Here is a 26824-nt window from a genome sequence, read left to right as displayed (position 1 = left end):
TTTGATGACATTGTACCTTGCCTCAAGCATAAAGAGGTACGACCAGAATACAATATATTCTACTTTCCGCCACCTAAGCAGTTTGGAGAGCTTGGCGCCTTGCCAGCATACTGCTCTTGCCACTCTTTTTCTGTGTAGGTGTGTAATGCTAAGGCATGAATTTTTTCAGCTAACTCTTGTGAAAGTACGTTATTGATTAAACGATGACGCTTAATTAAACGCTCGTTTTCAAAGGCTTTGGCTACAATAACCACTTTAAAGTGTGACTCACTGCCCGGCGGTACATTATGGTTATTACTTTCATTAATCACATCTAAGTGTGAAGGTTGAAAAGCATCAAGCAGTTTTTGTTCAATAACAGAGGCAACAGTCATTATTCTCTCGCTGAGTGTAAAATATGAAGAATTAAAAGTAGTAAATATTTTAGCTGATTTAAGTGGATAGACCAACAATATGTTGTAGATTATGACACAATAGCGGGCAAATTTTTCACTGACCTTTAGCCAATTTTTATGATCAGCCCTTTTATTGTTAATGATAAGAACTTATTCCTTAGTCGCTTCCCTGTTTCACAAGTAAACCGCAGTTTACAAGCATGGGATTCAGCCGATGAGTACCTAATAAACCATGTGCATGATCAAAATTTAATTAACGCGCAAACAAAGGTGGCTATTTTTAATGATGCTTTTGGTGCACTGGCTGTTAATTTTTGCCAATCGACGAGTGAGAATCCTGAAGTTATTTCTATTAATGACTCTTACATTAGTAGTGAAGGGGCCAGCTATAACATCGAGCAAAATAGCTTAGATGATAGTCATTTTACCCAGCTAAACTCTCTTGATAGTTTGCCAAATAATATTGATGTCATTTTATATAAAATTCCTAAAAGCAAATCACTGCTCATCGAACAACTCATTCAAATAAAAAAATCAGTAAATGAAAACTGTATTTTTATTGCCGCAGACCGCGCCAAAGAGATCCACAGCTCAACTCTAAAGGTGTTTGAAAAACATTTAGGCACAACAAAAACCTCTTTAGCGGTTAAAAAAGCACGCTTAGTTTTTTGTCAGTTTGATAATAAGCAAGTTCATCAGTCCCCTTTTCCAACTGTGTGGTCTATCCCACACAAGTCTACCAATGATTTACCATCTCGCGAGTTAACCATTAGCAATCATGCCAATGTTTATGCCCGTGAAAAGCTGGATATTGGCGCACGATACTTTATTGAGAATTTGCCTACAGTTGCTGCTAACAGCACAGTAATAGACTTAGGTTGTGGCAATGGTGTTATCGGCCTCACCGTTTTAGCAAATCAACCAGAAGCACACGTTCAGTTTATTGATGAATCTACCATGGCAATTTCTTCAGCGAAGCAGAATATAATGACAAACCTGCCTGACGTTATTGAACAATGTGAATTTACCCTTAACGACTCTTTGACCGATATAGAAGGTGGTAGTGTTGATTTGATTTTATGTAATCCGCCATTTCATCAAAATACCGCGACAACTGATCATATCGCTTGGCAGATGTTTAAAGACAGTCACCGAGTATTAAAAAAAGGTGGGGAGTTACGTATTATTGGTAACCAAAAATTAGCTTATCATATTAAGTTACAGCGTCTATTTGGTAATGAAACCCTAATCGCCAGTAATGATAAGTTTGTCACTCAATCAGCAATTAAACGATAAAATAGAGAAAACAATGAACTTCAATACACTTAAATCAATAGCCCTAACCTTATTGCTTACGAGCATTGTCGGCTGTAGTACTGCACCTACACATTTAATTGTTTCACCTCAAGTTTATCTATCACCCTCAAATCAATTATCTGGCAAAGAAGCACAGCTGAACGTTGTTGATATGCGAACTAGCCCGCATATCATCCAGATACTAGAAAAGGATGAAGCGGCAATCATTCTTTCTTCCGAGCAACGCCTTGAAGATATTATTCAAGGACTATTAGTGAAGCAGTGGCAACAACAAGGTTTATCTTTGGCTAGCTCAGCAAATAATCAAATAACCGTTTCCATAGAAAAAGCTATTATCAGTGTTGATCAAGAAAGTGTCAGTTACAGCACTCAAAGTGAAATTATCATCAAAGTTTCAATTGATAATACCAAACAGACGCTAACTAGCAGCTTTAAAAATAGAGCGCACAGTGAAGGTGCTCTTAACGCAGATATCGCGGTATTAGAACGTGAATTTAATCAACATTTAAGTACCTTGATAAAACAAATTCTAACCAGTAAAGATATTAAAACCTTCTTATAATATTAGGCTATGCGACAAACATCCTTCAATCAAAGGTAGGCAGATAATTGTGAAAAATATCGTTCAATTTATTATAACAAGCACCTTGCTAATCTTAAGTAGTTTTAGCTATGCGGTTGATCCAACTAATATTTATCCTAAAGTAAAATTAGAAACATCTATGGGCGTTATTGTGGTTGAACTCGATAGAGTGAAAGCACCCATTACGGTGAATAATTTTCTGGAGTATGTGGTAAAAGGTGAATATAACAACACTATATTTCATCGCATAATAGACGACTTTATTGTACAGGGTGGTGCTTATGACGCTAAATTTACCGCCAAAGAATTAGGCAAAAATATTGTTAACGAATCAGGAAATGGCCTGAAAAATGAAATGGGCACTATCGCGATGGCGAAAGAAAATAGACCCCATACTGCCAACCGCCAATTCTTCTTTAATCTTGCGGATAATACAACGTTAGACCCGGGAAGAAAATGGGGTTACGCGGTTTTTGGCGCTATTATTGAGGGTGAAGAAGTACTAGAAGCCATCGCAAAAGTACCAACAGATTATAACGAAACTATGGCTTGGAATGATGTCCCGATAAAACACGTCACTTTAATTAAAGCCACATTATTACCTGCTGATGAGTAGGTTTAATAATAATCTTCACCAACAGTAAATTACAAAAAAACACTAAATAAAAATGAATTTTCTTTGACAAAAAGCCAACTATCACCGATACATAAGTTAGCCAATAAATTTTCTCGCACTTCAATTCAAGCCGTGAAGCAATAATAAAGGCATTAATACTTTTCGGTGAAAATTAAACCTATAGCTAACCACCGTCATCTTCTGTACCAAACGGTACATGTATTTTAAGGGGACATCATGATAATTGAACAATTCATCGATCATAAAATACTACAAATGCATGCCTACGTGAGCGCAGTCATTGAGAAAAAACTACACTATACTGAGCTCGACCATTTTATTTTAGATACCATGTCTGAGTGGACTTTATTAAAAGTGATTGATGAAACACCACACAGCGCTAAAGAACGTGTATTTTGGCATTTGATGCATGAAGTTAGCTTACATGGTGCTCAAGCCTTAAACCAAGATCTGTTTTTCAAAAGTGAAATGAATACCTGCTTAGATTTTTTTAACGGTATCGGTAGCTATCCTATTGATTGTATTGGCTGGCGTCCTATCCCGTAACTGAGCCGATTAGCGATTCGTCACTAAATATCACTCAAATACCGCATACCGCTTCTGCAAACAACAAGCCTCTGATAAACTTAGAAGAAATAAAAACCTAATTTAAGTTACTCGTTAATGCCGCAAATGCCCACAACTAGCCAAGTAGACAACAGTTCCTTTAAAGAGGCTATTTTAAATAAGCGCATGCTTATTTGTATTTTTACTGGCTTTAGCTCAGGTCTACCACTGTTTGTTTTATATCAATTGGTTCCAGGCTGGTTACGTGATGAAGGGGTAAGTCTTACTGAGATTGGACTTTTCTCATTAATTGGCATTCCTTATGTGTGGAAATTCCTTTGGTCACCACTCATGGACCGCTACTCTCTGGGCATACTTGGCCGACGACGAAGTTGGATGTTAGTAACACAACTTTTACTGTTAGGCTCTATTGCTGGTTTTGGCTTTGTGAATCCTATAATGGATATATGGTCTGTCGCTTATTTAGCTGCAGCAGTGGCTTTTTTCAGTGCCAGCCAAGATATCGTGCTTGATGCCTATCGACGAGAGTTATTACCCGATAACGAGCTTGGCTTAGGTAACTCAGTTCATGTTCAGGCATACCGACTTTCTGGACTGGTACCGGGATCACTCGCTTTTATTCTAGCCGATCATATGAGTTGGCAGTCGGTCTTCGTGATAGTTGCAGCTTTCATGTTATTAGGCGTATTACTAACACTGTTCATTAAAGAGTTAGACTCTGAGCATGCTGCACCTAAAAGCCTGCGAGAAGCTATTGTCTTACCATTCAAAGACTTCGTTCAGAGTAAAGGGCTTAAATCTGCAGGTTATACGCTATTGTTTCTTGTACTTTATAAGTTAGGAGACAATATGGCGACAGCATTGCAAACGCCATTTTTCATTGATATGGGCTTTAGCAAAACTGAAATAGGTGTTGTTGCCAAGACCTCCTCATTAATTGCAATGACCATTGGTATAGTCGTTGGCGGCTTAGTGATGGTTAAGCTCAGCATTAATCGAGCGCTATGGTTATTCGGTTTTGTACAAATTTTAAGTATTTTAGGCTTTGCTGCCCTCGCTGAAATTGGACATAACACCTATGCTTTAGCCATCGCTATGGGATTTGAGTATTTAGGCGTTGGTTTAGGCACCGCTGCTTTCACAGCTTTTATTGCTAAAACGACTAATCCCGCCTTTGCAGCAACACAAATTGCCTTATTTACTGCCTTAGCCGTAGTACCACGTACTTTTGCTAATGCCACAACAGGAGTCATTGTTGAAGCAATAGGTTGGACAAATTTCTATTTTCTTTGTACGGCTTTAGCTGTTCCAGGTATGTTGATGTTACTTAAAGTTGCCCCTTGGAATGAGACATCCCTTAATTCGAGCACAAGTTAACCATTATGATAAAATTTTTCTTTTTAATGCCCATTATTATGTGTGCCATTTGGATTTGGTATCTTAACGTACATGAGTACAGCCTTAAGGAAGGTATCAAAGGTTTTACTTACATTCTCGCTTTCAACACTATCATCATTGGTTTTTTCGTGATGATGATTTATATAACACACTGATTTATAAGTTTTATAAGAAAGTTTTGCCAAGATTTAAGTTTCAGGATTCCTGAGAGAGTTATGATTGAAGCTCATCTTTTATTAAGGGTAATACAGACAAAAATTCAAACAACAAATGATGGCGTTATTTGATAAGAAACATAGCAAGCAGGTTTTTTATAACATACACTAATGCCATATTTTTATAGCTTTTATTAGTCTTATGTTAATTGTTGATCAAAGTGTTTTAGATGATATTGGTCGTGGCTTCTCTGTTCCGGCCCAACCCAAACTGCTGCTAGAGTTATTGACACTTATGGCAGAAGCAAATCCAGATATTAACGCCATTAGCCGTGCCATTAGTAAAGACATCGCGGTCAGCGCTACTATTTTAAAAACCATTAATTCGCCTCTATACGGCCTAGGTAGAACAATAACCGATATAAAAATGTCAGTGAACTACATTGGTATTTTTGGTGTCGTCATGTTGGTCACGGGTAGCTTACTTAAAAAGAGTTTTGATCCCAAAAGCTGCAGCATTAATTTGGAAGACTTTTGGCAAGTCACTTCTGATATTGCCAATGCGGCCATGTTGCTTGGGCAAAGATATAAACCTGAGATTGCTAATGATAGATTTTTTAGCTTAGGGTTATTTCATGCCTGCGGTGTACCTGTGATGGCGATGAAATATAATGATTACCAACAGTTATTAGATAATGCATTAACAACGCCAGAGATCGCGCTTACTCAAGCTGAAGAACAACATTATGGCGTGAATCATGCGACTATTGGTTATTATGTTGCTAGTTCATGGCGACTACCCAAAGACGTGTGCCAAATTATTTTACAGCACCGTGATAGAAACTTTATTAGTGAACTTAACGGCTCACAAGAGCAAGATTTATTTGCTGTACTTAAGTTAAGTGAACAGTTAATTTCAATGAAGTATTCCGATTTTTCTAGTGCGGACTGGCCCTATGTGCAAGAAAATGTTTGCAAGATATTGGCGATTGATGAAGCGACTTTACAGAGTTTAGTTTCAGAGTTTGCTGTGAGTACATAACAAATAATAACGGCACAACTAACTAATTAAAGATGCTAGCAAAGCACCTTTAATTAGTTCACCTATGGTTTATCGTAAACCGTTAGTGAACTGGCCCCAAGAAAGTAATAACGCTCTAAAGTCATCTAAACCACAGCTAGCCATTTCATTTTGATCTAAATGAATATGTTCATCGGTTAACATCTCAGGTAAACCTTCACCACTGCCGTTTAACGAACCATTCATGCTCACATTAGTTTGAATCGAGACATCTTCATTATTTAAGGTAATCGAATATTCGCTACCTGTGATGAGTAGCTCTTGAGACTGTCCGGTTTCAATGTTATCAATCGCAGTTAGTAGATCGGTAAGCTTAGTAACGTTATGTCCTAGTTCAACTTCCATCCACGGACCTATGACCTCATGCTCTAAAGAAAAGAGCGCTCGGGCTTCGCCTGTTATGGCGTCGTGTACAAATTCGTATTCCATAGCCTTTCCTATCAATGGGGTATAAAAGGGCCTACATTAAGTGTAGCAAGCTTTGCAGCTTTAATAAAAAATAGTATAACTTCGTGAGGTAATTACTGTGCTTGCCAATGGCAATCAAGTAGTACTTTATTATCCACTAATTTATCTTCTTGGCTCAAATATACTTGACCCGTAAAGTTATCATTTACACCAATAACACCCACGCCTTTCGGTGTACCTGTCATGACAATGTCGCCATCTTCAAGACTCATAAACGTTTGCAGTTCCGTTAAGATATCATCAGGTTTTGCCATCATTAAATTAACGCCCCCCTGCTGCTTGGGAACATTATTAATCATAAGTGATAAGTTTAATGTCTGAATGTCTTCTTGCTCAATACTGACAAAATCACTGAAAATAGCTGAGTTATCAAATGCCTTAGCACGTTCCCAAGGAAGTCCTTTACCTTTTAACTTTCCTTGTACTTCGCGTTTAGTTAAATCTAGACCAAGGGCCACTGCAGTGAATTTTCCACCCTGGTAGAGAAAACTTAACTCAGCCTCATAATGTAATACATCATTATTATGCTTAGCATTAAGCACGGTATTAATTGCTGAATTAGGCTTTAAAAACACCACCATTTCATCCGGTATTTCATTGGCCAGCTCTTTGATATGGTCTACATAATTACGACCTATACAAATAACTTTTGAGGGTGTTATTTGTTGTGCTGATTTTTCAGCTGAAACTAAGGTGACAGTATTCATAAAAGGACCTATTTAGCCTGTAAGAATTTATTAGCGAGCATACTAATCAGTTACAGGGTATTGGACAAGTTGATTTTCTGATTGACGGTAAAATATAAACGCATGCACCTCACCATTAAGACTAATAACCATATAAATTCAAGTAACAGTAAAATAGCAAAGACAAAATATAAGCTCGGTTCACAGAGTACTGCCACCAGTGATAAACCACTAAAAATATGCATGTAGTAAAGTGCTAAACCATGTTTTTTATTTAAAAATTCATGCATATGAGGAATGAATTGCATCGCAGAGAAGTCAATCAAACAGCGTTGTTGAAGATGGGTGTAACTCAGAAAGGGTAATATTTTTAGTAACATACCTTGGATCACGGAAAGCAAATAAAAATAAATGAAAACTGCCGTTAATAACATCCCCTTATCAGGTAGTGATATAAATAAAGGGGTCTGTGCTGCGCTATAAAAACTATCCGGTAAGAAGTACAGTATATTGAGTAACAATAATGTTCCCGCAGCCAATTGCCAGTACTTAATACTGGTGTCGGGTACTTTACGTTTGCGCTGATTGATCACATAAAATAAGCTAAAGGCAAACACGCCATGACTAATGACAATTAGCCCTAAGGTAAACTCAGCATAAAAAGCATACACTATCAGTAAGATAAAAATGCTGATACCAAGATATTGTCTTATGTATTTCGGCATATTGGGAGCAACATGAAACATAGGCAATACTTGAAAGCTCACCGCAATAATTAACATACCTGCCCAGCCAACTAACCCCATTAGCGCATGGATATCGGTAACATGTTTATCAAGGCTAATAAATGGCACCGTGATGCCTAATCTATTGGCTAAAAGCAATATTCCTAACAGCAGCAATATTACCAATGACGTTATCGCTAAGCGAAAGCAATTAATGGAATCACCCTGGCTTATTTTTTTGATTAGCACCCAAATAATAGCACCGAGATAAATACTTAACCCCAAACTAAGCAACACCAATGCAGCGAGCGTTAACCAGTTAGTCGCAAGAATAAAACTGAGCATTAAGGCCATTACACCAACACAATATAAAGCGTGGCTAGTGGTCGCAATGAGTCTAGGTTTAGCAATACCAATACCACCGATTACGGGTAATAATTGTAATAATGCGCCCATCATCACCATGGTTATAAAGCCTAAGGTAAAACCGTGTGTCAGCGCCAACATACTCGGCTGCCAACGACTTAGCCAAAGAGTTTCCCCTGAAAATAAAACTAATAGCGCACAAACGATGATGAAGATTGGTGCACTTAAGAAAAAACGAAAAGGTAAATCGATAGGAGGTAATGCATTAAATGACAAGCCTGACATATTCATAGCGAGCCCTTACTTTGTTGTACTTTGAAAGGTTTGACCGTCAAAGTGCTGTTCAAACAATTGTTGTTCGATGTGGCGATAGATGAACAATGAAATATGATCATCATCATGTACTTGGCAGTGGTACGCCCAACCGGCTTGAATCAGTTTTTCATACAAAGGAAAGGGTTGCCGTCTATGAGTAACCAATAAACAATGACCTAGCTCCAAACTAGCCAACGCAGTTAATATCACTGTCATTGGCTCAGGTGGAGCAAGTTCACTTACATCAACAGCTACAAGCTCCATGATGATTTAAACTGCTGCGTTGGCTTTAAAGCCCTCGATAAGCTGCTCGCCATCGCTTAAATGTTGCGCCATCATAGGATAAAGCATCATTTCTTCTTTCATATTATGCTGCTGCATCATTACCATCAAGGTTTCAGATAAGCCTAAATATTCATCTTTATCTTTGGCAGCAAGGGCATTATCAAGGGATTGAACCAGCGCACGCATTTGCTGATGTTCCATGCGCATGACTTGTGTCGGTCCTGCTGTCATTCCAGTAGCTTGTTCAAACTGTGGAAATAAAGTATCTTCTTCTTGGGCAAGATGCTCAGTTAATTCACTGGTAAATAGCTGCCATTTAGCTAATGCCAACGACCAATCTTTATCGGCAACAGCGGCTTCGGCTTCAGAAAAAAACTCATCACATTCTCTATGTTTTGTCGTCATGTACTCTGGAATTGAACTCATAAAACTTCCTACTATCTATTATCAATGTTGGCATGTTAAAGCAGGAACTAATGCCATGTTTTGACCTACATTAACAAAATCTCAAGCAAATAATAAATATTATCGCTAGAGCCTCTATTGATGTTCTAAATCAATATGGTTAAGAGTAAAAATCCGCAATAGCCAACAGCACTATGATCAAAATAACGCTAAAGCTGTTCACAAGTGAATACTAGTTTTCACTGTTGATAACAGTTCAAAACTAACCTTTAAGGTAGGCTCATTACTTTATCCTTTTTACATGGTCCAAACTTATGACATTCAATAAAACATTGTTAACACTATCGTTAACCTGTTCATCATTTTACAGTGTCGGCGCCGCCTTTCAGTTGGCTGAGCATAGTGCTGCTGGTTTAGGTCGAGCGTTTGCTGGTGAAGCTGCAATTGCCGATGATGCATCTGTAATTGCACGCAACCCTGCCCTTATGGCGCAATTTGATCAAATAGAGTTATCATTTACTGGCACTTACGTTATACCTGATGTCAGCTTAACGGGTATTGATGCACCAACGGGTATTAACCCAGTAGCATTGAATGATAGTAGTATTGCGCCAAGTGCCATCATTCCAGCAATATATCTAGTAGTGCCGCTAAATGACAAGTTTGCTCTAGGTTTTGGCACCTTCTCTAATTTTGGTTTAGCCACTGAGTTTGATGATGATTATGCTGCGGGGCAACTCGCGGGGGAAACGTCAATTACTACGGTTAATTTTAATTCCAGCCTCTCTTATAAAGTAAATGATAACTTTGCCATAGCTGGGGGGTTAAATGTTATTTATGCCGATGCTTCCTTAATACGTAATTTTGGTGACAGTCCGCTGCCTTCGCCACCTGAAACGGTGGCCGCAAATTTGGCTGGCGATGATATATCCTATGGTTGGAACCTAGGTTTATCGTATGATTTTAACGAAAACAATAGACTAGGTTTTAGTTATCGAAGTGAAGTAGAACTAACACTTGAAGGTGATTACAGTAATGGTTTACCAGCTAACCTTGGTGGCTTAGCGGGTGACGTAGTCATGGGCACCATGGATATAACCTTGCCAGCTATTATGGAGTTTTCAGGTTTTCATCAATTAAATAGTTCCTTAGCTGTGCATTACTCAGCCGTGTGGACTGGTTGGAGTAGTTTTGATGAGCTAGCGGGATACGCTGAAGGTGTAGAAGACCCTGTGTTTTCAAAAGAAGAGAACTTTGCTGATTCAATGCGATATGCCATTGGTGCCACCTATCAATTAAGTAGCAATATAAAGCTCAGAACAGGTATTGCTTATGACCAAACACCCACCGGTGAAGAACATCGATCGATCTCAATTCCTGATAGTAATCGTATATGGATAAGTGGCGGCTTAAACTATAGCTTTGACGACCAATCATCGATAGATTTAGGTGTCAGTGTCATTCAAGGCAATAGTGAAACATTCACTGAAAAAGATGACTTAGGTCAACAGTGGACATTCGAATCACAAGGTGATGCTTACATTGTTTCTGCACAATATAACCATGTTTTCTAAGGTGTTGTGTGATGGTTTAATGACTAAGGATAGCTGAAGAGTTTAGATAAATTAAGTTAATCCTCGCGAAGTATGGCGAGGATTATTATTCTAGTAGGACGCTAAGGTCATTTTTTACTGTTCATCTTTTACCGCTAACAAGTTACGGATCGAAACGGTGATTTCTTCAATATTATCGACATCAACCGGAGCAATGAAAATGGTGTCGTCACCAGCAAGGGTGCCTAAAATACCTGCAGACTCACCCATGCTATCCAGCATACGAGAAATTAATGGCGCAGCGCCAATACCTGTCTTTAAGATGATTTGCATTTGATTATGCTTAACACTCAATACCACTGATTCGATTGATTGCTTTGATTTTGGTACGGCCAATTCATCCGGCAGAATATAAATCATTTCATTATTGGTATTACGCGTTTTAACTGCACCGAGTTTAGATAATAAGCGAGAAATTTTCGCTTGCGACATATCTTCGAACCCCTGCGAAGCAAGAGCTTCTGCTAACTGACCTTGAGAACCATAACATTGTTCTTTTAATAATCTTTTAAATGCTTGAACTAATAGGGATTCTTTTTGTTTTCGGGTGCTAGTCATTTAGCTTCTTCATATAATTAATTGATATTAATTAATTCTACACTATTGATACTCAATTAGTGAATATTTATTCAATAATAATCATGTTTTTTAGACTGAAATCACTGTCATATCATTATCTCAACGAAAATCATTAAAATCAGCATTTTATTGGTAAGCTTTTTAGGGGGATTTTGTGCATTACCACACGTTCTATCTGTGAATGCGACAATGCTATCAGTAATCAAAGTCGCTTCTGCGTCACCTTTGAGTTATGGCTAGCAGTAAGTTTATTAGCGTTAATGACTTAAAAAAACAACTCCGTCTTAGGGCTGTCACTAAAAAAATAAAGATGAACTAAAGATAAGTAATGGGCTAGAAAGCCCATTACTTAACCTGAACTCAGGATAAGGAGTGCTTGATGTTTAATTAAAATCAACAACTTAGATCACAATACAAAACCCTCAACAAGATCAGAGTCGTTAAATTTCCAATCAATGTTTCAGTTTCTGTGGTTATCAAGGCAAAACGTTTATGAATAGCGGGCTATTTATCGACGGTTTAACGATGAAAACCACAAAAATGGGAATGTTGAGTAAGTACTGCTTATCCAGAGTTCAGGTTACTTATTAACAAGTACTATTTTATCGGTCACTACAATGACATAACAAAATCTAATAACGCTTGTCTATCTGCTGGTGTCATAGCCATGAAGTCTGCTTTACTTTGCTGTGCTTCACCGCCGTGCCATAAAATAGCTTCTTCAACCGTTGCAGCTCGACCATCATGTAAAAATCCTGCGGCAGGGTTAACCGTTTTAGTTAAACCTATTCCCCATAAAGGCCTGGTTTTCCATTCAACGCCGGTAGCAGTGAAGTCTCTACGGTTATCAGCTAAACCTTCGCCTAAGTCATGCAGCAACATATCAGTGAAAGGATATATTTTCTGGCCTTTTAAACCATCGGGTGCTGGTAAACCACCCACTAATAACTCACCCTTTGCGGTGGTAAAATCGGGTTGATGACAGCCAGTACAATTAACTTGATCAAAAAGCTGGGCACCCGCTATCACAGATTCATTTTCAATATTTCGTCTTGCTGGTACTGCCAACGTTTCAGCATAAAACACCACCTCATCAGAAAATTCTTGCGAAGCTTCGGTATTACCTTGCTCATCAACACCGGTATCAACAAAGTTTGTCCGTGTTAAATAACTTTCATGCAAAGGCGTGTTAGCAATACTTTCATCCGGGAATAATGGATTGGTCACGCCCATATCGCCTCGTAATGCCCCAAGTGATTGCACACGAACGCTCGGCGTACTGGCTTTCCAACCAAAGCGACCTAAAGAGACAGGTACAGGATCATTACTTTGTGCTTTGATAGGATCAAACACCCAATTTGGACGCCCAGATATTCCATCACTATTAGAGTCATTTTCATCGGCATTTGCCAAAATATCAGCATCACTGATAAGTTCAAGCAAACCTAAGCCGAACACTGGCATACCATTTCTTGGACTGTATCGAACATCGGCTTGTAAAATAGCACTGTCTAAACGGTTTTCAGCACTCACATCATAAGGCTGTTCAATCGAAAAAATAGGCTTTTTAAGTTCAACGGAACTGCCATCGGCATATTCCACGGTCGAATATTCATACGCAAGATAAACATCTGCTTGACCAATGAAAGGGTTTTCTTGCCAATCATCTCGAGCTTTTAATACGCCCCGATGAAATAGCTGTGTGCCAAAACCATCAACACCCGCATTTTTACAGTAATTGTTATCTGCAGATGGATTAGAACATTCGCCATCATCAATACTCATGCGTAAGAAAATTCCAGCTTCAGAACCCAATAAAACACGCTCTTGACCTTGTGCCAAGGTAATCGTTGACGATCGACCATCACGTTGATGACAGGAATTACAATCTTGATTATTAAAGACAGGCCCTAAACCATCGAGTTCAGGGTGTTCACTATTTGGAGCCGTAGTAAATGCTGTTTCAAAATGAGCATCTCCGGCTAAATGTTTAGTTAACTGTTCAGTAGTTAGATTAGGCATAGGCGTTGAAAAACCATGTCCTGAATCACTCGCGCTTACTGCGGTAGCATCACCACCTAATTGACTTATATGGGTATAGGCAACTTGTGCTTTTGATTGTGTTTCTTCTTTTTTATCTGAGCTGCTTGAGTTACAGCCAGAAACAATTATCGAACTTGCGATAATGATGGCCAAGTTTGACCATTTTGCTCTTCTTAAAATTTTCATAGGAATACTTCCAGGACATTCGTTCTAAACGATTGTGCATCCTTGCACAACATTCATCCTTGAAAAACGCTCATGATAACTAGCTACACGACTACGGCTGTTGCCATTCATTCAACTGCGTTAGCACATCATTCTCTAACGAGGTTTGCAATGTTGTTAACTTATCAATTGCTGTTTGAATTCGAACGCGAGCATCTGCATCATTAATGGCCTGTCTAAAAGGTAGGTCATTGTCTCCAGCAACGGCTTTAATGGCTGCGATAGCATCAACTATTTCAGTATCGACGCGCGTTGCAATAGCAGCATCCGCTGCTGTAACAAAATCAATAATACCGGTTTTATCCGCTTGCCCTAGAAACTCACCACGATAAACATTTTGAACACCTTGAATATTGTCAGTAAAATCAGCCAGAGAGTTCCAGCTATATTGTGATTCTACTTTTGTGGTATCGATATTATCAATACTGCTGCCAAAAGGTTCAGAGATTTTACCATTGCCGACTTCATCCACTATGCCAATCATGCCGTTAATTAATTCTTGGACTACACCTAACGAAGAAGAATAAACCTCATTATCCGGAGTTAGTAATAAGTCTTTATAGGCTGGAGAGTTAGCATCATTAGGATCATTGGCAACAGTCCATGCATCAAACAATGTTTGCGTATGAGATTTGAAAACCTCCGCAGCAGCAGATAAATATTCACGCTCTAAGGCTGTCATTTCACCAATAGCTTTTTCATTGTCGGCAACACCGTCACCAAACAATAAAAACTCCATGGTATGGAAACCCTGTACGTCATCATTAAATGCTTTTAATTGAGTCGCGTTAAAACCTGATTGAGTATTTAACAATGCTTGTAAGTCACTGGTATTTAATGGCCAAGTATCTAAATGTGGGTCAATAGAAAGTGCATCAACAGGACCGAATATATGCGACTCGCCTTGTTCCCAATGTACACGAACATCTTTCCAAGCTTGTTGCGCTGCCGCTAAATTTTCTTCCGTAGCCGTATTGGCTAAGTTTTGAGTGGCTAATAAGTAAACTGCGGCCTCATCATTAAGATTTTTATAGCCTGCAACAATCACATCATTGGTTAAATTAGTGATCATTTCTGTTGCGTCAAAAGTAAATTTTGATTCTACTTCAGGTACAACAGCATCATTTGATGAACTACCACCGCAGCCAGTAAGAAATACGCTCGACAAGGCCAAAGCCAGAAGTGATTTTTTTAACATTTTATTATGTTCCTTGTTTAAATATTGATATTGATTAACTAGGGTCTGTTAACCTTTCGCGGTTAAATTTTGTTCGCCTTTTTTAAAGAGAGTAAAGCGTTTTAATCGCGGCGAGTAGTGTGTGACCTAGTCATTCTAAGTAAACACTGCTTAACAAAGAGTAAAACGCTTTTAGCCGAATCCTTCGGATAGCGTTTGTAGGGTCTTTTTACTGCGATATCGCCTTTTTATGTGGAGTAACCACATGACAAATGCTCTGCCTTGTATAAATACCCAACAATTCGCTGTAAAAACAATCTCGAAAGTTCAACAGACCCTATTATTAAAATTTTATATTGAGAAAAAGTAACCCATCGATAGACTGAAGCTTGTGCTGTCATCCAAATCACTTTGTGCATACATCTGTTGTGCTACTTGAGCTTTTAAGACAATGTTTTTGATAGGAAAGTAATTAATACCTAAGGCAACTGATTCTTTATTAAAACGATCAGTTGCATTGCCCTGCTCAACCTCTTTGATTGGGTTGGCATATTCATAAGTGGTGTATAAATAAAGAGGATTTTTTAAATTAAAAAGACCTTGGCTGTTATAAGCAAGTTCAACAAATGAAGATTCTGCTTCACTGCCCAGTTGTGCGAAGTTACCTGGTTTAAGGCCAGGTGTGGTTTTATTGGCATTGGTTATCGCTTCACTGTCATCTAAAGTACCAAAGAGATATTGCCCTCTAACTTGCCAGTTTTCATAGCGGTAAGCGCCATGAAGACCGATGATAGTGAGATTTCCGTCACCAGCAACTTTAGCGGTATTATTGCGGTTTCCTGAAGTGTCACCTGTGTAATAACTAACGCCAAACCCTTTACCTGCTTTTATGTCACCGTAATCTAAACGAAGCGTTATTGCTAAATCATCAGCATTAACTTGTTCAAATCTTTTTTGATGTCCCGTAGCTACCCATTCATAAGTTCGAAAGTACTCTGAATTTAAACCTGTTGTTATTAAGGTTTGTGCCGTGAATCCCTGCCATTTACTGATCAAGTTAACGCCTGTTTCGTGCCATACTTGTGGAATGAGTGTGGCTTCACTCCAATGTCGTTGAGTCGTAAAATACTGACCTGGTTTATGTAAGTCTGTGCCTAAACCGACAGGAACAAAGATATGACCCATTTTAATGGTGAAGTTTTCATTGGCTGTATATTTTGCTTGTAGCTTTTCAACAATAACCTCACCGCCTGCTTCAATTTCGGTTTCAAATTCACCAAACTCTTCAAAACCATCATATTCAAGCGTTGAACCCACTCCGCCATGTTCATATTCAAGTTCAATTTCTACTTGCCATTTAGCATCAAAGTCGTAAACAAACTCTAAGACGACTCGCTCTAAATCAGTGCTCGCTTTACGCTCTGGGTCAATATCTTGGATATTACGATAAATCTCTTCGCTCTTATAAAGCACACTACCGTATGAGTTAATTTGCCAATTTTTATCATTGTTATAACTTGCTGTTTTTTCCTCATGACGCTGCTCTTGCGCACTTATCATTGTTGTTTTTAATTCTGCTAATTGTTTTTCAATCAACTGCAGTTGCTCTTTCTGCTTTAATATTTCGGTCTGTAACTCAGTCTCACTAGCCGCAAAACTTTGATGATGAAAGAGAAATAGAGTACTTATGGCTATAAATTTTAGGACGTTATTCATGGAATCACTCAAATAAGAACGAGAATTAATGTTATTTGCGCTAATGATAATGACACTTGATTACAATTACAAGTGAGAATTGTTTTTATTTGCAATAACTATAATTTGATCAACTTATTGCTAAAGAACAAGTAAAGCTCAATAGGTGCTAACTTCATGACTACTGCTTAAAGCATAAAAATATACGCCACTGTTAATGATAAGTTTTATGGCAATAATGGCACTTCGTGAATTACTTTTTGAAACCTATCTTTACAATTGAAATGAATAATTTTCGTTGTTTTTTTTGACTAAGGGTTATCACTAGCGCACACTCTGTTGTCGATATTTTTTATCAAAAAAATTACAATCAAATAACAACTAAATAACATAAAATGTAGTCCCACAACTAATTTGATTCGGTTCAAAACTACATAAGAAAAGTAGGATAGCTATGATTAAAATGAAACAATTTCTGAGCTGGTCAGTAATACTGCCAACACTAGCTCTTAGCGCAGGTTCAGCATTAGCCGATGAAGGTATGTGGCAACCAAACCAATTACCAACTATCGCTAAAGAATTAACCAACGCGGGTTTAAAGTTAAATCCAAATGATTTAACCGATCTTACCGGCTTCCCTATGGGTGCCATTGTTAGTTTGGGTGGTTGTACCGCATCGTTTGTTTCTGATCAGGGCTTGGTAGCAACTAACCATCATTGTGTTTACGGTTCAGTGCAATACAACTCAACAGCAGAAAACAACTTACTTAAAAATGGTTTTTTAGCTAAAAATTTCGCTGAAGAATTACCAGCAACACCAGGTAGTCGCATTTATGTAACAGAAGAGATTACCGAAGTAACTAAATTGGTAAAATCAGGCGTTACAGAGAAAATGTCAGGTAGTGATCGTTACAAAGCGGTTGATACCAATTCTAAAAAATTAGTCGCTGAATGTGAAAATGATGATAGATACCGCTGTAGTGTAGTTAACTTTCACGGCGGTTTAGAATATTACTTATTCAAGCAGCTTACTATTCGTGATGTGCGTTTAGTTCATGCGCCTGCTAGCAGTATTGGTAAATACGGCGGCGATATCGATAACTGGATGTGGCCACGTCACACGGGTGATTACGGTTTTTACCGCGCCTATGTTGGTAAAGATGGTCAACCTGCTGATTTCAGTAAAGACAATGTTCCATACAAACCTAAGCATCACTTAAAAGTAAACAAAAGCAGTGTTGATGACGGTGATTACATCATGGTTCTTGGTTACCCTGGCCGAACTAACCGCTACCGTACAGCTTATGAAGTTGAAAATACTTTCTCTTGGACTTACCCACACGCTAAAGCGTACCGTGAAGAGATTATTGATTTAATTCATACGCATTCAGAGGTAGGTAGTGAAGCGCGTATTAAATATGAAAGCACATTAGCTGGTCTTGCTAACTATGCTAAAAACTATGGTTCAATGATCCACAGTTACAACAAGGGTACTTTTTTACAACGTAAGCAAACACTTGAAACGAACTTAGCTAAATGGTTAAACAGCAGTGCAAAGCGTAAAGCCCAATATGGTGAAGCGTTATCTGGTTTAGACAAATTAGTTAAAATGGATGATAAGCAACAAGCACGTGATTTAATTTTAGGTTATATGCGTTACAGCAAAATGTTATCAACTGCGAAAAAACTTCACCGTTTAGCCGTTGAAAACACTAAAGCAAATATTGACCGTGAACGTGGTTATCAAGAACGTGATATCGCCCGTTTTGAACAAGGCATGAAATCTGTTGATCGTCGTTATGATGAAAAAATTGATCAAGAAATCCTTGTCGCTATGCTAACGCACTACGTTGCTTTACCTAAAGCTGAGCGTCTTAAATCATTTGATAAATTCTTTGGTTTAACCAATACCACAGCTAAAAACTTTAACGAGAAGAAGCTTCGCAAGCAATTAAGCAAAATGTATAAAAACACCAAACTTAATTCACAAGAACAACGTTTAGCGCTGATGAATAACTCTGTAAGTGATTTTAACAACAGCAAAGACCCGTTTATTCAATTAGCTGTTTCTAGTTTTAAAGAACGTAAAGCGATTGAAGACAAATCGAAAGAGCTAGCAGGTAATATTCAAGCTTTCCGTCCTAAGTACATGGAAGCGCTTATCGCTTACTTCAACGATAACGACTTACCTGTATATGCGGATGCTAACAGCACTTTGCGTATTACTTACGGTAATGTAAAAGGTTATTCTCCTCAAGATGGTTTAACGGCTACGCCTTATACTACGCTTGAAGGTATTGTTGCTAAAGATACTGGTGTTGCACCATTTGATGCACCACAAAAGCAATTAGATTTAATCAATAAAAAACAGTACGGCGAGTACGCGAAAAAAGCACTTGGCTCAGTACCTGTTAACTACTTAGGTACACTTGATATTACCGGTGGTAACTCAGGTTCACCTACGCTAAATGACAAAGCTGAATTTGTTGGTTTAGTATTTGACGGTGTTTATGAAAGCATTATTGGTGATTGGGATTACGATACTAAGTTGAATCGCTCAATTCACGTTGATGTACGTTACATGCTTTGGGTTATGGAGCACGTAGATGGCGCCACTAACCTAATCGAAGAAATGGATATTGTTGAATAGTCTTTAACTTATTCAAGTCTCACTATAAAAATCCGGCCATGTGTCGGATTTTTTATTTTATATAGATTAATTATCGCTGATGTTAGTACCAATCAGATTAATTAATGGTTCAAATTTTAATGAGGATAAATTTTCAAGAACAAGGTGCTTGATTGAGCAATAGCTGGCTATTGGGATTGAAAGCAACAATGTTATTGAGTATTTAGACCATTTAAAAAGATCATTTAAAAAGATCATTTAGTTAGTCTGGTTGGTATAACTTAATAGTATTGTCAAAAGCATCTGAATTTTCAAGACTTGTTAAGGCCTCAGCAGTTGGTAAAGAGTCATTGGACACAAATTGAATAACACTTGGGTCAGGCTGGCAAAAGAGTATATCGAATGCCAAACGATCCAAGCCATATAAACCACGATGAATCATATTTGCCGAAAAGATTAATAAATCTCCCGCTTCAAGTTTAATGATTTTTCCTTGTGATAGTGGCTGATTATTTTTATCACCTGCTTGCTCTAACCTTACCTTAAGCTCTTCAGTAGAGTCCCAACGTTTATGTGTACCTGGCACCAATTCAATACCTGGCTCATCAAGTAAAGGTAGCCGAAAGTGAATCACATCAGATGCCAATAAAGCTACTTTTTGCTGTTCAATAGATAGGTGATATTGCGGATCTCTATGCCAATAGTTACGCTGCTTCGGGTTCATCGGATTAAAAAATAGTTGGGTATTTAAAAAGCAAGGTTGTTGGGGGATTAGTTCATTAACAATAGACATTACTTTTTCTGAACCAATAAAATCAAACAGCACTTGTCGCTGTCTATCATTTAAGTATTCTCGATTAGTCAGATAAGCTGAATTCACCGCGCTCTGCGCATAATAAGTGGCATTGTCCTTTTGCCATAAACGATGAAACTCCGCTACTACGGTATGTAACTTTAAGACTTCACTTTCATTAAGAAAATTCTTAATTAGTAAGTAACCACTTTCACGGTATGCTTTATTTATTATAAGTTTCCACTTAGCACTTTATCAAATTAACGTCCGCTATTAACATTGCCGTTCAACATTAAGAATTAGTGGTCAGCATTTTCTTCGCGCCAGTATAGTTTTGGTAAAAGGAAATATGTGCTGCTTTAGAGAAGTTATCATCCCTGAGATCGTATTGAGAAACCCACTGTATAAGCATGGCTAAGTTAGCATCTTGTTCAATTTTAGACGCGTATTTATGCGGTTCCCAAGACCTATTATTGGCATTGATAATACAATCATCAACAGATAAATTCATATAGATAATTTCTGTCGATTGTTCCTCTGCGACCTTTAATAAGTCACTATAACAACCCTCAATAACCCAGTGTTCATGCTGTAGCATAAATTTTTCAATCGCTTTAGCACTTTCAACTAACGGCACTCTAGTTGGTGGGTTGGTCGCTTGCCAAGCGAGCAAGTCGAGATCTAAGTGCGCTAATTGCTCTGACGCAGCCAAGCGCTTAGCTAAGGTAGATTTACCGCTAGCTGAATTGCCAAAAACCAACACCTTTCTCAATATTCTTTCCTCACGGCGGAGAGCGTCACTCAGCATGAGTAAAGCTTATTTATTGTCATTACCAATCAAGATGCCTATTTCGGGTGCTCTTGATTGGCAATAAATATAGACTGCCTAATATCCCATACTTTCATCACTTTAAAAATAGGTAAAGCCTGTTCACAACAGCATTAAGTACCCATTATCTAACGTTAAAACTAACTAAAATTACTGAGTTAATGCTTGCCATGCTTTCACTGCTTCAGCTTGACCATTTTGAGATTTGATATACAGATTTAATAACTTCAGTTCGTTGCTTTGTCTTGCTTCAATCGGTTTTGCTGGCACTTCAATTAAGGAGATGCCTGTTTGCTGACTGCATGCTTTAAAGTAAGCTTTAAACTCACCGACGCTAGTACATGTTTTGCTATCACCTTGATAGGCTTTCACTAAACTATGCACATCAAATTCACTGTCATTACAGTGATAAATAGCGCCATCACCACTTTTGCCTAAGTGAAAAACATTATTACGCATATATACGATAGTAACGTCTGATTTATCCTTTAAAAAGTGGATCAATTCATTTAATTGAAAGTGAAAACCACCATCACCAATAATCACTACTGCACGTTCCGCTATTTGTTGTGACTTGATGCGTTGAGCGACCACTCTGGCATAAGGTAATGCTGTGCCCATTGCGCCGTACCAAGGATTAGTAAGCCAAGAGCGACCAAGTATTGATTGACGAACTTTCAAACTGTAACTGGCAAAATATGAATTACCTACTTCAGGTAGATAAACATAGGTACTGGCATCTTGTGCCTGTAAGTCATTAAGTGTTTGCGCCAAGTTATTAAAATCAATGTCATCATCACCTCTAGCTAATTCATTACTTTCAAGCTGTAGCGACAGCGCTGTTAAACCTCTTTGAGATGGCGCTGTAAACTCGAAGGGGCTAATGTTTTGCTCCATCAAGCGCTCAAAGATAGCGATAAGGTCTTTCTCTAATAGTGAACCGCCTTTTAACAGTGTTTTATTATCAAAGCGCTCAATTTTATGGGTACCAGTGCCAAAGGCAATATTACTGTCTTGCGGGAATATACTGGTAGCAATATCAATAACATAATCAACTTGTTGTTCAATGTACTCACGGCCAGTTGTTTGGGTAAAAATACCATTATAAGCACCTAAACATAATGGTGCGTATTCATCAAAAAGCCCTTTAGCAAACCAAGTAGTGGCATAGGGAATATTAAATTTATCCGCAAAACTAATAATCAAATGTTTAAGTTTTTCATTGTGCTTTAGGCGATCGCCTAAATAGAGCATAGGTGCTTTGGCTTGGGCCAATTTATCTAAAATATTATCAACAATTAACTCTGTCCCCGCTAAAATATTACTTCCACAGCAAATATCATCCAATGTGCTTGGTAGCTTAATGGGTTGGGTTTTAGCAAAGACTTGGTCGCGTGGTACTTCAATAAAAACGGGCTGCTTATTCTTATACGCTTCACTGACAATTTGATAAAAACGTTGTCCGGCAAGATTAGGATGTCCTTCTACGCGCTGTCCTTGTAAACGCTCTACACGCATACCCAAGGCAGAAAAAGCTTCTAAAGCATTATCATATTCAGCTTTCCATGAGGCATTGGGATGAATAGTGTGATGAATAGCTACTTGATTCACCTCACTTTCTGCAGGAGCACCTGAAATAAAGACAACAGGTAATCCCTCAGTGACCGCTAATGCGGCAGCACTGGTACAAGGTAAACTACCAACCATATAAGTCGTTAAACAAAACCCCATACCGTCGACTTCAGCCTGAGCACACGCTGAAAATCCTGCATGCATTTCATTACTTGAGGGATTAATTTGAATGCCTTCGCCATGCTCATTAACACTAAGAGCTGCTATTAAGTTAGCCGCAAAATCGCCACCAACACCATAAATATACTGGCCACCAAAAAAGCGAATAACATCGCTCATGGTTTCGCCTAACGTAGGTAGTTGCTCATTGTAAGCTTTGCCAAAGTTCATTTCATACGACATGATTTTAATCTCTCTTATAAAGTTTATCTCTGTACTTTAAAGGGCTATTAAACAACCAATATGATTAAGATCATCTTTTATGATCTTTAGATAAAATCACTTTGAAGCCGTGTGTGCAGTCTTTTTTACAGTTTTTGTAAAGGTGTAATTGGCGAATGGCAGTTCAATTGATTTTGATTTTAGTCGAGGGTTAAAACTGAGGTAGGGTAATACCAATCGGACTAATTTATTGATCACTTAGCGAGCATTAAAAGGCTTAGAAGCAAGGCATTGATTGAAGAGAATGGTTATTCCCTTGTCAAAATCAATAACGCCGCATGTAAGCCTTTTAAACTCGTCCTTCGGAAGCCCATTAGCAAACTGATAACATCACAAAATTAGTGAAATATAGAGTGACTATGTTTAACTCATTTTGCTTGTTTTAAGCTCGCTAGTGTAGCTCTAAGCTGACTAATACATTAATCCGTTTGGTATAAATCTGATAGAGAAGTGAGGAATGCTCATATGCAAAAAAAGCATTCCTAGCGTATCAATAAGTATGGCGCTTTTAGGTGAGATTAAATTTTCTCAAACAACATAACAAAGCGATCAGTTTTGCGGCGTAGTTCAGGAACAAAAACTAATTTAGAGTGATCATCTGCATTGTTTTCTAATATTTTGGAGGTTTTAACTAATTTAAAACCACGTTTTTCCAAATCAGCTTTAACGAAGGCGCTATCAATTCTATGCAGTGACTTAACATCACGAATACCACTATTTTCTGTTGCATCATGGTCGATAACTAATAATTTTCCGCCTGACTTTAATGATGTAAGTACTTGTGGCATCACTTCATCTGCCGTGAAGTTCCAACTATCTTCTTTGAAAAACATGTCATGGAAACCCAACACTAAAAAAGCACTATCATAAGTATTTTCACTCAGTTTTAAGTCATCGGCTTCACTGAGTAAATAAGTAACATTTTTTAATCTGTCATTGGCAAGCCTAACTTTTATCGATTTTTCGGCATACTTAAGGTATGCCTTAGGTATTTGTAAGGTAACTTCGCCTTTCTCACCAACAACTCGGGAGAGTAGTTCAGAATAATAGCCTCCTCCAGCTAACAGATCGAGTACCTTGTCACCCTTTTCAACACCGACAAAATCGATGATTTGTGCAGGTTTTCTGCCAGTATCTTGCTGGGTATCATCATCACTTCGACCTGATAAGTCGAGTGAACCGGCTAAAAGTGATGCACTAAAAGCGAATAAACTCATTGCAGAAAGTACCGCTAATGTAGTGGTAACTTTCCCTTTAAATGTCTTCATACTCATTGTTATGTCCTTTGCAGTTATTAAAGCACTTACTTTGCTTTTATTATTAGTATTAAGTTTAATACGTTACGAAAATTTCACCATTAAATGCATCGACAACGCCTGAAATAAGCTAACAGTCTATAACAGAGTTTTCTTTGAGCAATAAGTAACTTGTTTCAAAATATGTAACAACTCGGTAGCGCATGTTGATTTAGTGCAGATTAGGTGCAGGGAGTACTTCAATTCGATTTCGACCATTTTCCTTCGCTAGATACATAGCTTTATCAGCATCATTAATTAGTTGATCTAAGTTTTTATGTCGTTCACTGAGCATGGAAATACCAATACTTAAGGTCACGCAAACTTCTTTATCTTCTATCGCCACGCAATGCCTAGCAAGTGAATTCTGTATGCGGTTAGCTGTTTCAATACCACCAGCTATATCGCAATTTGGTAATACAATAATAAATTCTTCACCACCATATCGCGCTAGAAAGTCAATATCTCGTATTTCTTGACCACAAATATTACAAATATGAATTAACAACTCATCACCAAATAAATGACCAAATTCGTCATTCACATTCTTAAAGAAGTCACAATCTAATAGTAATAACGTCAAGTTATTTTTACTTCTCATTGCCCGTGAGAATTCCATATTTGCACGCTCAAAAAGGGCGCGACGATTGGCCACTTTAGTGAGAGGATCAGTCCTTGATAACTGCTCTAAGACATGTGTTCTTTCCTCCACTATTTTTTTCATTTCTGTTAGAGAAATAGTAGATTCACTTAATTTTTCATTCATGGTATTAAACGCATCAGCGATACTATCAAATTCTTGTGAATGATGAGAAAGCTGTATATTTTGATAGTCACCACTGTGGTTTTTTTCAAAAGCACATTTCACTTCAGTCAATGATTTTCTGACGATAGAGGTCAAGGTAAAAGCGCCAAATAGCAAAGCGAGTATGCTGACAGCAGAAATTGTAATAATAAAAACAGCTTGGTTTTGGATGGTGTTGTAAATATCTTTTTGTGCAATTTCTGACAAGTGTAAGGCCTCTGATCGAATAGCTTCTAGCTGTGTCATCAACTTTGCTTTCAAATGCGTTTTTATCACTTCGCTGGCATTTTTTAGTTTGTTTTTATTGATCAGAGTAAAAAGGTTTTTCAAACTTTCATTTTGACTTTGAAGACTGTTTTGGATGGTTAGCTGTTGCTCTGTTAATTTGGGTGATGATTTGAGTAGTGCTGTTAGTTTTACCTCTAACGATTGCCAATCATTAATACTGTAATTACTGTCATAAATATTATCATTGGCGACCAACTGCTTTAATGTATTTGTCTGGTTAGTGAGTTGTTTCGCATAATGATTTCGACTGAAAGCCAGCTCTATCGCCTGTGATGACCAGATGACACTACCAAGTAACAAGACAAATAATAAACAACAACTTAGGGTGAAAAAAAAGATACGTTGCAGCAAACTGATATTCATCGGAACCTTCCTTTATTGGGGGATATTTACCGCATTAGGCATAACTTGTAACATAGCTCTACTGTCAATAAAGTGCTCGATATTAGGGACTTCATTAAATTGAGTCATCTGGGTCGCAACAGCCCAAATGGCTTGTGATTCAACACTTAACATTAAAGACTGATTGAGCCCTAGTTTGAAAATATAATCGGACCATACCCAATCAATAAATTCAGCTGAAAGTTTAAGTTCATTCATCACTATTTGCTTAGACTCAGAAGGGTGAGAGGCTATGTAATCAATGGCAATACTCAGCCCTTGGACAACACATTTTGCCTTTTCCACCAGTAAATTATCTGCAGTGACAGAAATCAAATTAAAACTTAAGGAATTTAAACTTTTAGTGTTATGTATATTAATTTGGCCATTAAGCAATTGAGCGCTTTGAAACCCAAAAGGTTCCCAAGGCACGAAGGCATCAATATCATTATTTATAAAGCCATTCATTAACTGTTCTGGTTTATAATGATGAAGCTCTACATCTTCTATGGTTAAGCCTTCAAGCGCTAATAATGTACTCAAGAAATATTCACTTGCAGTACCTTGAGTTACGCCAATTCTCTTCCCTTTAAGATCCATAGTTGAGTTTATTTTCACAGAGGCTCTAGTGATAAGTTTGACATCATTATCAGATTGAACAAACATTGCATGGGTGACAAAGGCTTTGTTCGCCAAGCTTTGAAAAGCGATAACTGAGTCTGAACTCGTACCGAAATCAACATCACCATTCATAACTTTAGCAAATGCCCTTTGTCCACCAACAACTTCATCAAATTTGACGCTAACACAAGTTTCGTCAAAGGCTCCTATTGCCTTAGCAACATAGAAAGGCGTTGATAACGGTGTTTTAGAAACCGCAATAATTAGCGGATATTTTGGCTGCTGCCAATGAGATTCAAAATTGGAATAAAGCCAGACAGCACTGATAAATACAAGCAGCGTAATCAAAGACAAAATAAGGTTTTTATTAATCAAAATAATCAATACAAAATAAAGGTTTTTTTAAGTATAGAAAGAATTCGTGAAATAGGATCATTGTACTGCTATTTACTTGT

General features: G+C 37.9%; 24 protein-coding genes and 1 pseudogene. 9 read left to right on the top strand and 16 right to left on the bottom strand.

The window, feature by feature from the left end; all coding sequences use genetic code 11:
* Positions 1–59: 59 nt before the first annotated feature.
* Positions 60–374, bottom strand: coding sequence for a BolA family protein (locus CPS_RS03180; protein ID WP_011041562.1), 315 nt, complete (start codon positions 372–374; stop codon positions 60–62).
* A gap of 138 nt (positions 375–512) precedes the next feature.
* Between CPS_RS03180 and CPS_RS03175 the strand changes: the two genes are divergently transcribed.
* The 6 genes from CPS_RS03175 to CPS_RS03150 all read left to right on the top strand — a co-directional run bounded on the left by CPS_RS03175 (position 513) and on the right by CPS_RS03150 (position 6094).
* Positions 513–1691, top strand: coding sequence for a methyltransferase (locus CPS_RS03175; RefSeq protein ID WP_011041561.1), 1179 nt, complete (start codon positions 513–515; stop codon positions 1689–1691).
* Positions 1692–1704: 13 nt separating this feature from the next.
* Complete coding sequence (locus CPS_RS03170; protein ID WP_011041560.1) at positions 1705–2274, top strand: YajG family lipoprotein; 570 nt, start codon at positions 1705–1707, stop codon at positions 2272–2274.
* A 58-nt stretch (positions 2275–2332) separates the two neighbouring features.
* Positions 2333–2911, top strand: coding sequence for a peptidylprolyl isomerase (locus CPS_RS03165; RefSeq protein WP_041737275.1), 579 nt, complete (start codon positions 2333–2335; stop codon positions 2909–2911).
* Positions 2912–3148: 237 nt separating this feature from the next.
* Complete coding sequence (locus CPS_RS03160; protein ID WP_011041558.1) at positions 3149–3478, top strand: hypothetical protein; 330 nt, start codon at positions 3149–3151, stop codon at positions 3476–3478.
* Positions 3479–3595: 117 nt separating this feature from the next.
* Positions 3596–4876, top strand: coding sequence for an AmpG family muropeptide MFS transporter (locus CPS_RS03155; protein WP_011041556.1), 1281 nt, complete (start codon positions 3596–3598; stop codon positions 4874–4876).
* A 378-nt stretch (positions 4877–5254) separates the two neighbouring features.
* A complete protein-coding gene (locus CPS_RS03150; protein ID WP_011041554.1) occupies positions 5255–6094 on the top strand; it encodes an HDOD domain-containing protein in 840 nt (279 codons plus the stop codon).
* Between the two features lie 69 nt (positions 6095–6163).
* Here CPS_RS03150 and CPS_RS03145 read toward each other — a convergent pair whose 3' ends face one another.
* The 5 genes from CPS_RS03145 to CPS_RS03125 all read right to left on the bottom strand — a co-directional run bounded on the left by CPS_RS03145 (position 6164) and on the right by CPS_RS03125 (position 9404).
* Positions 6164–6562 carry a YacL family protein gene (locus CPS_RS03145; protein ID WP_011041553.1) on the bottom strand — a complete coding sequence of 133 codons (399 nt, stop codon included), beginning with the start codon at positions 6560–6562 and terminating at the stop codon, positions 6164–6166.
* A 92-nt stretch (positions 6563–6654) separates the two neighbouring features.
* Positions 6655–7308 (bottom strand): fumarylacetoacetate hydrolase family protein, encoded by a 654-nt coding sequence (locus tag CPS_RS03140; protein WP_011041552.1) that lies wholly within the window; start codon positions 7306–7308, stop codon positions 6655–6657.
* 50 nt (positions 7309–7358) lie between these two features.
* Positions 7359–8669, bottom strand: coding sequence for a hypothetical protein (locus CPS_RS03135; RefSeq protein ID WP_011041551.1), 1311 nt, complete (start codon positions 8667–8669; stop codon positions 7359–7361).
* A 9-nt stretch (positions 8670–8678) separates the two neighbouring features.
* Positions 8679–8957: a DUF2249 domain-containing protein gene (locus CPS_RS03130; RefSeq protein ID WP_011041550.1), complete on the bottom strand. Its 279-nt coding sequence runs from the start codon at positions 8955–8957 to the stop codon at positions 8679–8681.
* A gap of 6 nt (positions 8958–8963) precedes the next feature.
* Positions 8964–9404 (bottom strand): hemerythrin domain-containing protein, encoded by a 441-nt coding sequence (locus CPS_RS03125; protein WP_011041549.1) that lies wholly within the window; start codon positions 9402–9404, stop codon positions 8964–8966.
* A gap of 293 nt (positions 9405–9697) precedes the next feature.
* On the opposite strand from CPS_RS03125, the gene CPS_RS03120 reads away from it, so the two are divergent.
* Positions 9698–10957, top strand: coding sequence for an outer membrane protein transport protein (locus CPS_RS03120; RefSeq protein WP_011041548.1), 1260 nt, complete (start codon positions 9698–9700; stop codon positions 10955–10957).
* A gap of 114 nt (positions 10958–11071) precedes the next feature.
* Here CPS_RS03120 and argR read toward each other — a convergent pair whose 3' ends face one another.
* The 3 genes from argR to CPS_RS03105 form a co-directional block, all read right to left on the bottom strand.
* Positions 11072–11554: a transcriptional regulator ArgR gene (gene argR, locus CPS_RS03115; protein ID WP_011041547.1), complete on the bottom strand. Its 483-nt coding sequence runs from the start codon at positions 11552–11554 to the stop codon at positions 11072–11074.
* A gap of 633 nt (positions 11555–12187) precedes the next feature.
* Positions 12188–13804 carry a di-heme oxidoredictase family protein gene (locus tag CPS_RS03110; RefSeq protein ID WP_011041545.1) on the bottom strand — a complete coding sequence of 539 codons (1617 nt, stop codon included), beginning with the start codon at positions 13802–13804 and terminating at the stop codon, positions 12188–12190.
* Between the two features lie 91 nt (positions 13805–13895).
* Entirely contained in the window at positions 13896–15041 is a 1146-nt protein-coding gene (locus CPS_RS03105) for an imelysin family protein (RefSeq protein WP_011041544.1), read from the bottom strand.
* A 117-nt stretch (positions 15042–15158) separates the two neighbouring features.
* On the opposite strand from CPS_RS03105, the pseudogene CPS_RS24020 reads away from it, so the two are divergent.
* Positions 15159–15380, top strand: a pseudogene (locus CPS_RS24020) (hypothetical protein).
* On the opposite strand, the gene CPS_RS03100 reads toward CPS_RS24020, so the two are convergent.
* Positions 15372–16736 (bottom strand): hypothetical protein, encoded by a 1365-nt coding sequence (locus tag CPS_RS03100; protein ID WP_011041543.1) that lies wholly within the window; start codon positions 16734–16736, stop codon positions 15372–15374. The pseudogene CPS_RS24020 and the gene CPS_RS03100 overlap by 9 nt on opposite strands.
* A gap of 433 nt (positions 16737–17169) precedes the next feature.
* Between CPS_RS03100 and CPS_RS03095 the strand changes: the two genes are divergently transcribed.
* Positions 17170–19365, top strand: coding sequence for a S46 family peptidase (locus CPS_RS03095; protein ID WP_011041542.1), 2196 nt, complete (start codon positions 17170–17172; stop codon positions 19363–19365).
* A 241-nt stretch (positions 19366–19606) separates the two neighbouring features.
* Here the strand turns inward: CPS_RS03095 and CPS_RS03090 are convergent, their stop codons facing one another.
* The 6 genes from CPS_RS03090 to CPS_RS03065 all read right to left on the bottom strand — a co-directional run bounded on the left by CPS_RS03090 (position 19607) and on the right by CPS_RS03065 (position 26744).
* Positions 19607–20368 (bottom strand): phytanoyl-CoA dioxygenase family protein, encoded by a 762-nt coding sequence (locus CPS_RS03090; RefSeq protein WP_081428689.1) that lies wholly within the window; start codon positions 20366–20368, stop codon positions 19607–19609.
* Between the two features lie 61 nt (positions 20369–20429).
* Entirely contained in the window at positions 20430–20909 is a 480-nt protein-coding gene (locus CPS_RS03085; protein ID WP_011041539.1) for a hypothetical protein, read from the bottom strand.
* A 207-nt stretch (positions 20910–21116) separates the two neighbouring features.
* A complete protein-coding gene (locus CPS_RS03080; RefSeq protein ID WP_138140229.1) occupies positions 21117–22940 on the bottom strand; it encodes a thiamine pyrophosphate-dependent enzyme in 1824 nt (607 codons plus the stop codon).
* 557 nt (positions 22941–23497) lie between these two features.
* Positions 23498–24253 (bottom strand): class I SAM-dependent methyltransferase, encoded by a 756-nt coding sequence (locus CPS_RS03075; protein ID WP_238383583.1) that lies wholly within the window; start codon positions 24251–24253, stop codon positions 23498–23500.
* Positions 24254–24446: 193 nt separating this feature from the next.
* On the bottom strand, positions 24447–25730 hold the full coding sequence (locus CPS_RS03070) for a sensor domain-containing diguanylate cyclase (protein ID WP_011041536.1): 1284 nt from the start codon (positions 25728–25730) through the stop codon (positions 24447–24449).
* Positions 25731–25742: 12 nt separating this feature from the next.
* Positions 25743–26744 (bottom strand): ABC transporter substrate-binding protein, encoded by a 1002-nt coding sequence (locus tag CPS_RS03065; RefSeq protein WP_238383582.1) that lies wholly within the window; start codon positions 26742–26744, stop codon positions 25743–25745.
* Positions 26745–26824 lie beyond the last annotated feature (80 nt).

Origin of the sequence: Colwellia psychrerythraea 34H (genome assembly GCF_000012325.1) — a bacterium.
In the GTDB taxonomy this organism is placed as follows: Bacteria; Pseudomonadota; Gammaproteobacteria; order Enterobacterales; family Alteromonadaceae; genus Colwellia; species Colwellia psychrerythraea_A.
This window is presented reverse-complemented; position numbering and strand designations above follow the sequence as displayed.